Source organism: Herbidospora galbida (assembly GCF_005233835.1).
In the GTDB taxonomy this organism is placed as follows: domain Bacteria; phylum Actinomycetota; class Actinomycetes; order Streptosporangiales; family Streptosporangiaceae; genus Herbidospora; species Herbidospora galbida.
Window position 1 is genome coordinate 1 of record NZ_SZQA01000083.1, and the last position, 13,488, is coordinate 13,488.

Consider the following 13,488-nt stretch of genomic DNA (forward strand, 5'->3'; position numbering starts at 1 on the left):
CTGCGCGGCGGCGGCCTGCGTCTGGGCCGGACGGCCGGTGGCGGCGGCCGGGGCGGCGGGCTGCGGGCGCGAGGTCTGCTGCGGCACCGGCTGGGCGCGCACCGGCTCGGGCTCGTCGAACCCGGCCGCGATGACCGTCACGCGCACCTCGTCGCCGAGGGCGTCGTCGATGACCGTGCCGAAGATGATGTTGGCGTCGGGCGCGGCCGCGTTGGACACGAGCTGCGCGGCCTCGTTGATCTCGAACAGGCCCAGGTCGGAGCCGCCCGCGATCGAGAGCAGCACACCGTGGGCGCCGTCGATGCTGGCCTCCAGCAGCGGGCTGGAGACGGCCATCTCGGCCGCGGCGACCGAACGGTCGTCGCCGCGCGCGTGGCCGATGCCCATGAGGGCCGAGCCGGCCCCCGACATGACCGACTTCACGTCGGCGAAGTCGAGGTTGATCAGACCCGGCGTGGTGATGAGATCGGTGATGCCCTGGACACCCGAGAGCAGGACCTGGTCGGCCGCCTTGAAGGCGTCGAGCACACTGACCTGCCGGTCGCTGATCGACAGCAGCCGGTCGTTCGGGATGACGATGAGGGTGTCGACCTCGGCGCGGAGATTCTCTATTCCGGCCTCCGCCTGCATCGCCCGCCGCTTGCCCTCGAAGGAGAAGGGGCGGGTGACCACGCCGATCGTCAGCGCGCCGAGCGAGCGGGCGATGTTGGCCACCACCGGCGCGCCGCCGGTGCCGGTGCCGCCGCCCTCACCTGCGGTGACGAACACCATGTCGGCGCCCTTGATGACCTCTTCGATCTCCTCGCGGTGGTCTTCGGCCGCCTTGCGGCCCACCTCGGGGTTGGCGCCGGCGCCGAGGCCGCGGGTGAGCTCCCGGCCGACGTCGAGCTTGACGTCGGCGTCACTCATCAGCAGCGCCTGGGCGTCGGTGTTGATGGCGATGAACTCGACGCCCTTGAGTCCCTCCTCGATCATCCGGTTGACGGCGTTGACTCCGCCGCCGCCGATTCCAACGACTTTGATGACCGCGAGGTAGTTCTGCGGTGCTGCCACGACGAGGGGCCTTTCCGCTCGCTTACATATGTCCGTCACGGGCGGGTGCCCGCACTAGCCAACTCTCACCCTCAAGTTGAGATTTAGAGTTATGTCAACCTGAGGATTGATACGGACAGTAGGGTTGCGCCCCGCCAGGGTCAACTCACCGCGCCGCAACCGGCCCGGCGTGTCGTGAACGCGTCTCCTCAGCGTACGGTGACGACTTCCGGAGAGCTCACGTCGAAGGTCTGGGCCCGCTGGTTCAGCAGCCCGAGAAGGATACGGGTCTTGTCGGCCGCGCGCTCGGGCCCGCCGAAGATGACGGTGCGGCCGTCGGACAGCAGCAGGGTCACCGAGTCGGCCGTCTTGGCCTGCACCTCGTGAACCTTGCGCAGCAGGTGGTCGGGCAGCACCCCGAGCACGGTCAGCGCGGCCCGCACCGACGGGTCCTGCGGGTCGAGGTGCGGGAGCCGGACCACCGGCAGCCTGGGTGGGGCGACCGCGACGATGTCGAGCACCACGCCGAACCGGTCGACCACGGCCGACTTGCCGTTCATCGGCACCGAGGCCAGCGCGGTGCGCTCGCGGATCTTGATGGTGACGGTGCCGGGCCAGACCCGCTCGACCTTGGCCGACTCGACCTCGGTCACGGCGGCCACCCGCTGCCGGACCGCCTCGATGTCGACCATGGCCATCGGCGTGTCGAGCGGCAGCGCGGCGGCCTGCTCGATCTGCTCGGGCGCCAGGCCCAGCACGCCCTCGACCCTGATCTCCTTGACGCCCAGCACGGGCGAGAGGAACACCAGCCACCCCGACACGGCCAGCGTGCCGCCGGTGATCAGGGCGGCGGTGGCGAACCGCCAGATGCCCGGCCGTCTGCGGGCCGCCCGCTCGGCGGCGGGCGGCCTGTCGGTGACGGCGGGAGCCTTCGACGCGGTCACCGGGACCGCAGCTCCGCGACGATGCGGGGGCCGAGCTCGGTGACGTCGCCGGCGCCCATCGTCAGCACGATGTCGCCGGGACGGGCCCGCTCGGCGACCAGCGCCGGGACGGCCGCCCGGTCGGGCGCGTAGGCCACGTTGCCGGCCGGGAGGGTGACCTTGCCGGCCACCAGCGCGCCGGAGACCCCGGGCTCGGGGTCTTCGCGGGCGCCGTACACGTCGAGGACGATCGCCTCGTCGGCCAGGCCGAGCGCGGCGCCGAACTCGTCGGCGAAGAAGCGGGTGCGGCTGTAGAGGTGGGGCTGGAAGACCGCGATGACCCGGCCCGCCCCGGCCACCACGTCGCGGGCGGCGCGCAGGTCGGCGGCCAGCTCGGTCGGGTGGTGGGCGTAGCTGTCGAAGACGGTGACGCCGTCGGCCTCGCCCTTGGACTCGAACCGCCGCTTGGCCCCGGTGAAGGCGGCCAGGCCGTCTCTGACCTCGTCGAACGGCAGGCCGAGGTCGAGGGCGACGGCGATGACGGCGGTGGCGTTGAGGGCGTTGTGGCGGCCGGGCACCGACAGGCGGACCGCGCCGTGGCCCTTGAGGGTGAACTCGACGCCGAGGCCGCGCGGCACCACGTCGCAGATGCGCAGGTCGGCCTCCTCGCCCTCACCGTAGGTGACGACCTTCAGGCCCCGGGCGCGGGCGATCGGGGCCAGCTCGGCGGCGCCCGGGTCGTCGGAGCACAGGACGATCGTCTCGCCGATCCGCTCGACGAAGCGGGCGAAGCTGTCGTAGACGGCCTGCGGCTCGCCGTAGTTGTCGAGGTGGTCGGGCTCGACGTTGGTGACCACCGCGATGCGCGGGGCGAGCATCAGGAACGAGCCGTCGCTCTCGTCGGCCTCGGCGACGAACGCCTGGCCGGTGCCCTCGTCGGCGCCCAGGCCCGTGGTGACGAGCTGGCCGCCGACGCAGTACGACGGGTCGGCGCCGCACTTCTGCAGCGCCACGGTCAGCATCGAGGTCGTGGTCGTCTTGCCGTGGGTGCCGGCGACGGCGACCCCGGTCTTGCCGGTCATGACGGCCGCGAGCGCGGCGGCGCGCGGGATGATCCGCACGTTCTGCCGCAGCGCCTCCCCCAGCTCGGGGTTGGAGTCGCGGATCGCGGTGGAGACCACGACGGTGTTGACGTCGCGGATGTGCGAGGCCGCGTGGCCGACGTGGACGGTCGCGCCCAGCTCCCGCAGCTCGGTCAGCAGGTCGGAGCTGCGCGCGTCGCTGCCCGAGACGGCCACCCCGCGCTTGAGCAGGATGCGGGCGATGCCGGACATGCCGGCCCCGCCGATCCCGATGAAGTGGACCCGCCCGAGTTCCTCGGCGGGGATGGGCTCAACCAGTTTGACCAGACTCATCGGGCTGCGATCTCCAGAACCTTGCGGGCGAGCGTCACGTCGGCGTCCTTGCGTCCCATCCGGGCGGCGGCCTCCGACATGGCGGCTATCCGGTTCGGGTCGTGCAGCAGGGGCGCGAGGTTGCGCATGATCCAGTCGGGGGAGAGCTCGGCGTCGTCCACCATCAGGCCGCCGCCCGCCCGCACGATCGGCTCGGCGTTCAGGCGCTGCTCGCCGTTGCCGTGGGGCAGCGGCACGTAGGCGGCCGGCAGGCCGACGGCGGTCAGCTCGGCGGTGGTCATCGCGCCGCTGCGGCAGAGCACCAGGTCGGCGGCGGCGTAGGCCAGGTCCATGCGGTCGACGTAGGGCAGGATGACGTACTGCGGGTCGCCGGGCGGGGGCTCGACCTCGACGGTGTTCTTCGGGCCGATCACGTGGATGACCTGGATGCCGGCGCGGCGCAGGTAGGGCTCGGCGTTGAGGGCCGAGTTGTTGATCGAGCGGGCACCCTGGGAGCCGCCGAACACCAGCAGGGTCGGGCGGTCGCTCTCGAGGCCGAAGTAGGACCGCGCCTTGTCGCCCAGCGAGAACCGGTCGAGCGTGGAGACGTCTTTGCGCAGCGGGATGCCGACGTGCTCGGCGTTGGGCAGCGGCGTGTCGGGGTGGCCGGTGAACACGTGGGTCGTCAGCCGGGCGCCCAGCCGGTTGGCCAGGCCCGGGCGCGGGTTCGCCTCGTGCACCACGATCGGCACGCCCTTGCGGCGGGCCCCCAGGTAGCCGGGCGTGGCGACGTAGCCGCCGAAGCCGACCAGGATGTCGGCACCCACCCGCTCCAGGATGCCGCCGGCGGCGCTGATCGCCCCGGCGAGCCGCCCCGGCACGGTGAGGAGCTGAGGCGTCAGCGCGCGAGGCAGCGGAACCGCGGGCACGAGTGCGAGCTCGTAACCCCGGGCCGGGACCAGCCGCGTCTCCAGGCCGCGTTCGGTGCCGAGGCAGGTGATGCCGATCGACGGGTCGAACTGACGGAGCGCGTCGGCCAGCGCCAGCGCCGGCTCGATGTGGCCGGCCGTCCCGCCGCCGGCGAGGACAACCCTCATGTCTCTCCCTAGTCGTGCTATGGACCTGATTGCCCAGGGCGGTCAGGTCTTGAGGCCAAGCCAGCTTAGAGCCCGTGCGGCCGGGCCGGGGCCCCGTGCGGCCAAGGCCTCGGCGGCCCCCGGCTCGCGTTTGGCGAACGACAACAACATGCCAAGCGCGGCGAGCGTCGGCAACAGCGCCGATCCGCCGTAGGAGACCAGGGGCAGCGGGATGCCGGTGATCGGCAGCGCGCCGATGACCGCGCCGATGTTGACGATCGCCTGCCCGCCGATCCAGGCCGTGCAGGCCGCGGCGGTCAGCCGGACGAACGGGTCTTTGGTCCGCGAGGCGATGCGCAGCCCGGCGTAGCAGAGCAGGCCGAACAGGGCGAGCACCGTGAGGGTGCCCATGAGGCCGAGCTCCTCGCCGAGGATCGCGAAGATGAAGTCGCTCTCGCCGTGGGGCAGCCAGTCCCATTTCTGCCGGGACGACCCGAGCCCCAGCCCGAACCAGCCGCCCGATCCCATCGCGATCTGCCCCTGGGCGGCCTGGTAGCCCGACCCCTGCGCGTTGCCCCAGGGATTCAGCCAGCCTTCGATGCGGTCAGACCGATACCCCTCGGAGATGATCATGAAGACGGTGGCCATGGCGAGGAGGGACAGGATGCCGGCGAAGAGCCGTACCGGAGCCCCGACGACCCACAGCAGCGCCAGGAAGATGATCATCAGCACGATCGTGGTGCCGAGGTCGCGGCCGAGCATGACCAGCACGGCCAGGATGGCGACGCCGGGCATCAGCGGGACCAGCAGGTGCCGCCACTCGATCATGCCGTTGCGGGCCCGGCGGGCGAGCAGGTCGGCGCCCCAGATGACCATGGCCAGCTTGGCCGGCTCCGACGGCTGGATGGTCAGGCTGCCGATGTAGATCCAGCGCTGCGCGCCGAGCTCGGAGGAGCCGATGAAGATGGTCATGACCAGGCCGATGATCGACAGCGCCATCAGCGGATATCCGGCCAGCCGGAAATAGCGCTGGGGGAGCTTCGAGCAGACGTACATCAGCGGCAGGCCGAGCCCGACCGACAGCGACTGCTTGAGGAACCAGTAGAACGGGTCACCCATCATCTGCAGCGCCTCGATCGACGAGGCCGACAGCACCATCATGAGGCCGAGCGCCAGCAGCAGGGCGCTGCACCCGAGGATCAGGTAGTAGGAGGTGAGCGGGCGGCTCAGCAGCTCACGCAGGGCGCCGAGCTGGGTCGCCGCCCACGACGGACGAGCGGTACGCGTCTGCTGCTCATCCGCCTCCGTGGTGGCGGTCACCGTTCTTCCAGGGTGCGAACGGCGCGCGCGAAGGCGTCTCCTCGCGCGCCGTAGTTGGCGAACATGTCCAATGACGCCCCGGCGGGGGCCAGCAGCACGGTGTCACCCGGGGAGGCGAGCCGGGCGGCTTCGGTGACGACACGGTCCATGACCCCAGTGTCTTCCCCGGCGACCTCCACGACGGGAACATCCGGCGCGTGTCGCGCGAGCGCCTCGGCGATCCTGGCCCGGTCGGCGCCCAGCAGCACCGCGCCGCGCAGCCGCTTCGCGGACCTCGCGACCAGCTCCTCGACGTCGGCGCCCTTCAGCTGCCCGCCCGCGACCCACACGATCGAGCCGTACGCCGCCAGCGACGCCCCCGCCGCGTGCGGGTTGGTGGCCTTGGAGTCGTCGACGTAGGAGACCCCCTTCACGGTCGCCACGTGGGCGATCCGGTGGGGGTCGGGGGTGAACGCCGCCAGCCCCTCGCGCACCGCCTCGGCCGGCACCCCGAACGAGCGCGCGAGCGCGGCGGCGGCCAGCGCGTTGGCGACGTTGTGGGGCGCGAACGGCTTGACGTCGGCGAGGGTGGCCAGCTCGACCGCCGAGGTGCGCGGGTCGTCGCAGAAGGCCCGGTCGACCAGCAGGTCCTCGACCACGCCGAGCTCCCCCGGCCGGGGCACCTGGAGCGTGAAGCCCACCGAGTCGTAGGGCTCGGCGAGCCGGGCCGACCAGGGGTCGTCGGCGTTGTGGACGACCACGCCGGCGTTGGCGAAGATGCGGGCCTTGGCGGCGGCGTACTCCTCGAAGGAGCCGTGCCAGTCGATGTGGTCGGGCGCGACGTTGAGGATCGCGGCGGCCGCCGGGGCGACGCTGGAGGACCAGTGGAGCTGGAAGCTCGACAGCTCCACGGCCAGCACGGTGGTGTCGCCGGGGTCGAGGACCGCCTCGATGATCGGGGTGCCGACGTTGCCGACCGCGAGCGGCCGCTCCCCCGCCTTCTCGAGGATGGACGTCAGCATCCGCACGGCCGTCGTCTTGCCGTTGGTGCCGGTGAGGGCCAGCCACGGCGCGGCGCCCTCGTGGCGCAGCCGCCAGGCCAGCTCGACCTCGCCGATGACCTCGATCCCGGCCGCCGCCGCTTCGAGCAGCAGCGGGTGGTCGGGCCGCCAGCCCGGCGAGGTGACGACCAGCTCCACCTTGTCGGGCAGCCCGGCGGCCTTCTCGACCCCGAGGTCGGCGAGGTCGTCGGGGAGCGGCCGGTCGGACTGCTCGACCACGACGACCCGCTCGCCGCCCAGGGCCAGGCCGCGCGCGGCGGCGGTGCCCGAGACGCCGAGCCCGGCGACGACGACACGACTCACGTCTTGGGCATCCATTCCACGTAGAAGAGACCGAGCCCGGCGGCGGCGCACAGCATCGCGATCAGCCAGAACCGGACCACGATCGTGGTCTCGGCCCAGCCCTTGAGCTCGAAGTGGTGCTGGAGGGGCGCCATCCGGAAGATGCGTTTCCTGGTCATCTTGAAGAACCCGACCTGGATGATCACCGAGGAGGTGATGACGACGGTCAGGCCCGCCAGGAGCAGCAGGAGCAGCTGGGTCCGGGTGGTGATGGCCAGACCGGCGATCACGCCGCCGAGGGCCAGCGACCCGGTGTCACCCATGAAGATCTTGGCCGGGGGGGCGTTCCACCACAGGAACCCGATCAGCGCGCCCAGCACGGCGGCGGCCACGACGGCCAGGTCGAGCGGGTCGCGCACGATGTAGCAGTTGGGCCCGAGGATCGCGGTCGTGCAGCTGTTGCGCAGCTGCCAGTTGCCGATCAGCACGTACGACGCCAGCACCACACCGGTGGCGCCGGAGGCGAGGCCGTCGAGGCCGTCGGTCAGGTTCACCGCGTTGGAGAACCCGACGATCATGATGAGCACCCAGATGATGAAGCCGATGAGCCCGATCGAGGGGCCGAAGTCGCGGAGGAAGGACAGCCGCGTCTCGGCGGGGGTGATCGCGTAGGCGTTGGGGAAACGCACCACGAGGATCGCGAAGACGACGCCGACGAGGAGCTGGCCGAGGGCCTTGGCGCCCGACCGCAGGCCGAGGCTGCGCTGCTTGTAGATCTTGATGAAGTCGTCGAGGAAGCCGACCACGCCCAGGCCCGTCATGAGGAAGAGGACGAGCAGCGCGGAGGCGGTGGGGGGCGAGGGATTGGCCGACAGCATGGTGGCCAGGTGGGCGACGGCGTAGCCGAGGAGGGCGGCGATCACGATCACCGTGCCGCCCATGGTGGGCGTGCCCTTCTTGTCGTAGTGGCCCTGGGGGCCCTCCTCGCGGATGTTCTGGCCGTAGCCGCGCCGCCCGAACAGCCGGATCGCGATGGGGGTGCCGAGCATGGAGACGACGAGCGCGACCGCTGCGGCGACGATGATGTCTCTCACCGGGCGGCACCCCCCAAGAGGGCTTCGGCGACCTTCTCCAGCGCGGCGGCCCGGGGCCCCTTGATCAGCACGACGTCACCCGGCGCCAGGCGGCCGGTGAGCTCGGCCACGGCGGCTTCGACGTCGGGGGCGTGGATCGCGTCGGGGGCGCCGGCGATGATCTGCCCGGCGTTCTCGCCCACGACCACCAGGGCCTCCAGACCGGCTCCCGCGGCCAGGCGGCCGACCCCCTCGTTGAGCTCGGCGGCGTCGTCGCCGAGTTCGCGCAGGGCGGCGACGACCGCGTACTTGCGGCGGTGGCCGGCCAGGGCGTGCAGGGCGGCGAAGGCGGCGCGCATCGAGTCGGGGTTGGCGTTGTAGGCGTCGTTGATCACGGTCACGCCGTCGGGGCGGTCGGTGACCTCCATCCGCCAGCGGCTGCGCGGCTCGGCCAGCGACAGCTCCTCGGCGATGGCGGCGGCCGACAGCCCCAGCTCGTGGGCGGCGGCAGCGGCGGCCAGGGCGTTCTCGACCGCGTGGGAGCCGTGGAGGCGCAGCGCGACGTCGGCCTCGCCCGAGGGGGTGCGGAGGGTGAACCGGGCCCGGCCGCGGTCGTCGAGGGTCTCGTGGGTGGCGCGGACGTGCGCCGAGGCCGAGCGGCCGAAGTAGAGGACCCGCGCCCGGGTGCGCGCGCTCATCGCGGCGACCAGCGGGTCGTCGAGGTTCAGCACCGCGACGCCGGAGGAGGGCAGCGCCTCGGGCAGCTCACCCTTGGCCCGCGCGATGGCCTCCTTGCCGCCGAACACGCCGAGGTGCGCGGTGCCGACGTTGAGCACCACTCCGATGGACGGCGGGGCGATTCCCGCCAGATAAGCGATATGTCCGGCATTACGCGCCGAAAGCTCCAGCACCAGGAACCGCGTGTCCTCATCGGCCTTGAGCACCGTGAGGGGGTGCCCGATCTCGTTGTTGTACGACCCCACCGGCGCCACCGTTGGACCGATCCTGGCCGCCAGCCGGGCCAGCAGGTCTTTGGTCGACGTCTTGCCGGCCGACCCGGTCACGCCCACCACGGTCGCCTTCGGCAGGTCGGTGACCACCGCGGTGGCGAGCCTGGCCAGCGCCGCCACGACGTCGTCGACCACGACGGCGGGCCCGTCGACCGGCCGCGAGGCCAGTACGGCGGCCGCGCCCGAGGCGAGGGCCTGGGCGGCGAAGTCGTGGCCGTCGGCCCGCTCGCCCCTGATCGCGACGAACAGCGACCCCGGCTCGGCGGCCCGCGAGTCGATCACCACCGGGCCTCTCACGACGGCGCCCGGGTCGGCCTGGCCCGTGAGGGCGCCCGATGTGATCTCTGCGACCCGGCCCAGCGGCAACGGGATCATGCGTTCCTCCTGCTGATGGCGGCGGCGACCACGTCACGGTCATCGAAGGGGACGACTTCGCCCGCGAAGTACTGCCCCTGTTCGTGGCCCTTCCCGGCCACGACGACGACGTCGCCCCGGCCGGCCCTGGAGATCGCCAGGTCGATCGCGGCGGCCCGGTCGGGCTCGACGATCACGCGGGCGCGGTCTTCGCGCGGCACGGCCAGCGCGCCGTCGAGCATCGCGGCGATGATCGCGAGCGGGTCTTCGCTACGGGGGTTGTCACTGGTGAACACGGCCACGTCGGCCAGCCGCGCGGCGGCCTCGCCCATCAGGGCGCGCTTGCCGCTGTCGCGGTCGCCGCCACAGCCGAGGACGACCGTCAGGGTACCGTCGGTGACCTCGCGCAGCGCACGGAGCACCGACTCGACGGCGCCCGGTTTGTGGGCGTAGTCGACGATCGCCTGGAACCCGTCGCCGCCCGGCACCCGCTCCATCCGCCCCGGGACGCCGCGGAACCCGCTCACCCCGTGGACGGCGGTCTGCAGCGGCACCCCCGACTCCACGAGCGCCACGAGCGCGCCCAGGGTGTTGGCGACGTTGAACGGCCCCGGCAGCCCGACGGTCACGTCGGCCTCGACCCCTCCCGGCCCGACGACCCGGAAGGAACTCCCGTCGGCCCCGAGCCGGACATCGGCCGCGCGCCACTCGGCGTCGGCCGCGCCCTCGGCGGAGAACGTGGTGGTCGGGATCTTCACGAACCCGGCCAGTTCGCGGCCGTGCGGGTCGTCGACGTTGATCACGCCGAGCCGGGAGAACTCGGGCGTGAACAGGCGGGCCTTGGCGGCGAAGTAGTCGTCGAAGTCCTTGTGGAAGTCGAGGTGGTCCTGCGACAGGTTGGTGAAGATCGCGACGTCGTAGAACAGGCCCTCGACCCGGCCCAGCGCCAGCGCGTGGCTGGAGACCTCCATCGTCGCGGCGGTCACCTTCTGCTCGCGCATCAGCGCGAACAGGCCCTGCAGGTCGCTGGCCTCGGGGGTGGTCAGCTCGGGCTTGATCGTGACGTCGCCCGCGTGGATCTCGACGCCGCCGACCAGGCCGGTGCGGTGCCCGGCCGCGCGCAGCCCCGCCTCCAGCAGGAACGTCGAGGTCGACTTGCCGCTGGTGCCGGTGACCCCGATGACCGGGATGTCGGCGGCCGGCTGGCCGTAGACCCAGGCGGCGACCTGACCGAGCACCGCGCGCGGGTCGGGCAGCACGAACACCGGCAGGCCGGTCTCGGCGGCCATCTCGGCGCCGTCGTGGTCGGTCAGGATGGCGCTCGCGCCGGCGCCCATGGCGGCCGAGCTGAAGGTGGCGCCGTGAGCGGTCTTGCCCTGGATGGCGACGTAGAGGTCGCCCCGGCGGACCCGGCGGGAGTCGATCGTGACCCCGGTGACCACGCCGCGCCCCGCACCGGCGACCGACTGCACGCCGAGCAGGGCCGTCAACCCCGAGAGCGGGCGCGGCGGGCTGGACGACGGGCGCATCTGCTGGTCCGGTGAAGGTCGGGCGGTGCGGGCGGGCTCGTTCACGGCGAGAGCGTATCGTTCCCGGTCACCGAAGAAGGCTTGTCGACCCGGTCGGCGGGATTTTCTTGGTCTTCAACGCAAAAGTCATGACTTCCTGGAAAACGGGCGCGGCGATCGTACCGCCGTAATGGTCTTTTTTCGGGTCCTGAATGACGGCCAGGGCCATCAGGCGGGGCGCTTCGGCGGGGGTGAACCCGACGAAGGTCGCCGTGTAGCCGCAGTACCCGCCACATTTCTGGTCATACCGCATGGCGGTTCCAGTCTTTCCCGCCACCCGGTAGCCCTCGATGGCGGCGGCGCCACCGGTTCCGTCGGCTCCCGCGACCGCCTTCTCAAGCATGCTCGCGAGCTGGCGGGCGGTCAGCTCGCTGATCACCCGGGTCTGCTTCGGCGGGGCGGCCGGGACCAGGTGGCCCTTCTCGTCGGTGGTGCCCGCGACGATCGTGGGGGTCAGCCGCACGCCGCCGTTGGCGATGGTCTGGTAGACGCTGGCCATCTGCAGGGCGGTGACGGAGATGCCCTGGCCGTACATGATCGTGCAGCGCTGGGAGCCGCTCCAGTCCTGCCAGTCTGGCAGCAGGCCGGCCTCCTCGCTCGGGATGCTCCCGCCGCTCTTGGCGCCGAAGCCGAAGGCGGTGAACATGTTGTGCAGCCGCTGATCGGTGATCTTGGTGCCCGCCATGATCGTGCCGACGTTGCTCGACTCCTCGAGGATCTGGGCGAAGGTCATCTGCTCGGTGGGGTGCGGATGGGCGTCGCGCAGCACCTTGTCGGCGCACTGGATGTTGTCGGGCACCGTGAAGATCGTCGACGGCGCGACCACGCCCGCCTCCAGCGCGGCGGCGGCCGTGATGACCTTGTTGGTGGAGCCCGGCTCGAACACCTCGGCGGCGGCCTTGTTGCCCCGGTCTTCGGCGCTCGTGGCCTGCCAGTTCCGCAGGTCGACCTCGGGCGCGTTGGCCATGGCGAGGATCTGCCCGGTCTTGACGTCCATGACGATGACGCTGCCGCTGCGCGCCCCGACCGCCTTGACCTGCTTGGCGATCGCCTCGTAGGCGGCCCACTGGATGTAGCGGTCGATCGTCAGCCGCAGGTCGCGGCCCGGCACCGGCGCCACGCGGGTGCTGCGAGTCATCGGGATGCGCTCGCCGCCCCGGCCGATCTCGATGCTCTGCTGGCCGTCCTGACCCGCGAGCGTCTTGTTGTACGCCTGCTCCAGCCCTTCGAGCCCGAACCCGTCGTCGCCGACGAATCCGACCAGCCCGCCGGCCAGCGTCCCGCCGGGGTAGAGCCGCCGGTACGTCGGCTTGGAGCCCACCCCCCGGAAGCCCATGCCCATGATCTTGCGGGCGACCAGCGGGTCGACGTCGCGGGCGACGACCATGTAGCGCTTGTCGACCTGGGCGAGCTTGGCGGCGATGCCCTCCTTGGGCTTGCCCAGCTCGGCCGAGAGCGTGGTGGCGATCAGCTCGCGCTGGGTCTCCTTGACCTCCTTGGGGTCGAGGTAGATCTCCCGCGCGTCGGCCGTGACGGCCAGCTCGTTGCCGTTGACGTCGGTGATCGACCCCCGCTTGGCCGGCAGGACCTCAGGGGTGACCCGCTGGTCGGCGGCCTTGGCCTGGAACGTCTTGGAGTTCAGCCCCTGCAGCTGCACCAGCCGCCCGGCGAACAGCGACAGCACCACGGCCATGGCCATCAGCGCGATGTTGATCCGCCGCCGCGGATTCCCCAGCCGCAACACGGCCGGCCTCGGCGGCGGCCCCGGACGCCGGGGCGGCCCCCCGGGCCCCGCGGGGCTCCTGCGCGGCGGCCCGTCACCCTCACGCCCCCGAACCGGCCGCTCCCCCGGCCGCAACGGCCGCACGGGCCGCTCTCCGGGCCGCGGCGGCCTCCCGGCGCCGTCACGCCCGCGAGCACCGTCACGAAGCGGACCGTCGGCAGAGCGCCCGCCTTCACGAAGCGGACCATCGGCGAAGCGGCCACCGTCACGAGACGGTCCGTCGCCGGCACGCCCGCCCACGCGGGAACGCCCGTCGGCGGACCTGGACCGCCCGTCTCCCGGACGGCCGCCGTCACGAAACCGGCCCTCGTCGCGAAGGCCGGAGTCACCACCACGCCCGCCGTCACGCGACCGAGCCCCGCCGTCACCGACGGGCCCCCTGGTGCGAGACCGAGCGCCTCCATCACCGGCTCGGGAACGCGCGCCGCCGTCACCGGCACGCCCGCCGTCGCGAGACCGCGCGCCGCCATCGCCGGCCCGGCCACCGTCACGCGAGCGCGCGCCACCGTCACCAGATCGGCCGCCGTCACGGAAACGCGCGCCGCCTTCGCCGGCCCGGCCGCCGTCGCGAGAGCGCGTGCCGCCCTCAATGGGGCGGCGGTTCTCGCGGGAGGTCTCCGGGCGGTCGTCGTC

At 72.4% G+C, this 13,488-nt stretch carries 11 protein-coding genes; all 11 read right to left on the reverse strand.

The genetic code is table 11. The features are described 5' to 3' along the window. Positions 1–1,053, reverse strand: a 1,053-nt coding sequence (ftsZ, locus tag FDA94_RS38295) for a cell division protein FtsZ (RefSeq protein ID WP_137251914.1), incomplete at its 3' end; no start/stop codon positions are given. 188 nt (positions 1,054–1,241) lie between these two features. Then, positions 1,242–1,976 (reverse strand): cell division protein FtsQ/DivIB, encoded by a 735-nt coding sequence (locus FDA94_RS38300; protein WP_137251915.1) that lies wholly within the window; start codon positions 1,974–1,976, stop codon positions 1,242–1,244. Continuing rightward, the gene (gene murC / locus FDA94_RS38305; RefSeq protein ID WP_137251916.1) at positions 1,973–3,370 is read right to left on the reverse strand and encodes a UDP-N-acetylmuramate--L-alanine ligase; all 1,398 of its coding nucleotides are present in this window, start codon (positions 3,368–3,370) and stop codon (positions 1,973–1,975) included. Before murC ends, FDA94_RS38300 begins: the two co-directional genes overlap by 4 nt. Continuing rightward, positions 3,367–4,446 carry an undecaprenyldiphospho-muramoylpentapeptide beta-N-acetylglucosaminyltransferase gene (gene murG, locus FDA94_RS38310; protein ID WP_137251917.1) on the reverse strand — a complete coding sequence of 360 codons (1,080 nt, stop codon included), beginning with the start codon at positions 4,444–4,446 and terminating at the stop codon, positions 3,367–3,369. The genes murC and murG overlap by 4 nt, the downstream gene beginning before the upstream one ends. A gap of 42 nt (positions 4,447–4,488) precedes the next feature. Beyond that, positions 4,489–5,745 carry a putative lipid II flippase FtsW gene (gene ftsW, locus FDA94_RS38315; protein ID WP_137251918.1) on the reverse strand — a complete coding sequence of 419 codons (1,257 nt, stop codon included), beginning with the start codon at positions 5,743–5,745 and terminating at the stop codon, positions 4,489–4,491. After that, complete coding sequence (murD, locus tag FDA94_RS38320) at positions 5,742–7,103, reverse strand: UDP-N-acetylmuramoyl-L-alanine--D-glutamate ligase (RefSeq protein WP_137251919.1); 1,362 nt, start codon at positions 7,101–7,103, stop codon at positions 5,742–5,744. The genes ftsW and murD overlap by 4 nt, the downstream gene beginning before the upstream one ends. Then, the gene (gene mraY, locus FDA94_RS38325; protein WP_137251920.1) at positions 7,085–8,161 is read right to left on the reverse strand and encodes a phospho-N-acetylmuramoyl-pentapeptide-transferase; all 1,077 of its coding nucleotides are present in this window, start codon (positions 8,159–8,161) and stop codon (positions 7,085–7,087) included. The genes murD and mraY overlap by 19 nt, the downstream gene beginning before the upstream one ends. After that, complete coding sequence (locus FDA94_RS38330; protein ID WP_137251921.1) at positions 8,158–9,525, reverse strand: UDP-N-acetylmuramoyl-tripeptide--D-alanyl-D-alanine ligase; 1,368 nt, start codon at positions 9,523–9,525, stop codon at positions 8,158–8,160. The genes mraY and FDA94_RS38330 overlap by 4 nt, the downstream gene beginning before the upstream one ends. Next, positions 9,522–11,033: a UDP-N-acetylmuramoyl-L-alanyl-D-glutamate--2,6-diaminopimelate ligase gene (locus tag FDA94_RS38335; protein ID WP_137251922.1), complete on the reverse strand. Its 1,512-nt coding sequence runs from the start codon at positions 11,031–11,033 to the stop codon at positions 9,522–9,524. Before FDA94_RS38335 ends, FDA94_RS38330 begins: the two co-directional genes overlap by 4 nt. Positions 11,034–11,100: 67 nt before the next feature. Continuing rightward, positions 11,101–12,816, reverse strand: a complete 1,716-nt coding sequence (locus FDA94_RS38340) for a peptidoglycan D,D-transpeptidase FtsI family protein (protein WP_484083256.1) — start codon at positions 12,814–12,816, stop codon at positions 11,101–11,103. Next, on the reverse strand, positions 12,771–13,385 hold the full coding sequence (locus FDA94_RS40905) for a hypothetical protein (protein WP_246060385.1): 615 nt from the start codon (positions 13,383–13,385) through the stop codon (positions 12,771–12,773). Before FDA94_RS40905 ends, FDA94_RS38340 begins: the two co-directional genes overlap by 46 nt. Between the last annotated feature and the right edge of the window lie 103 nt (positions 13,386–13,488).

Coding starts and splice junctions, on each gene's coding strand:
- murC (WP_137251916.1), bottom strand. CDS start 3,370: ATGAGTCTGGTCAAACTGGTTGAGCCCATCCCCGCCGAGGAACTCGGG.
- FDA94_RS38335 (WP_137251922.1), bottom strand. CDS start 11,033: ATGCGCCCGTCGTCCAGCCCGCCGCGCCCGCTCTCGGGGTTGACGGCC.
- FDA94_RS38330 (WP_137251921.1), bottom strand. CDS start 9,525: ATGATCCCGTTGCCGCTGGGCCGGGTCGCAGAGATCACATCGGGCGCC.
- murG (WP_137251917.1), bottom strand. CDS start 4,446: ATGAGGGTTGTCCTCGCCGGCGGCGGGACGGCCGGCCACATCGAGCCG.
- murD (WP_137251919.1), bottom strand. CDS start 7,103: ATGGATGCCCAAGACGTGAGTCGTGTCGTCGTCGCCGGGCTCGGCGTC.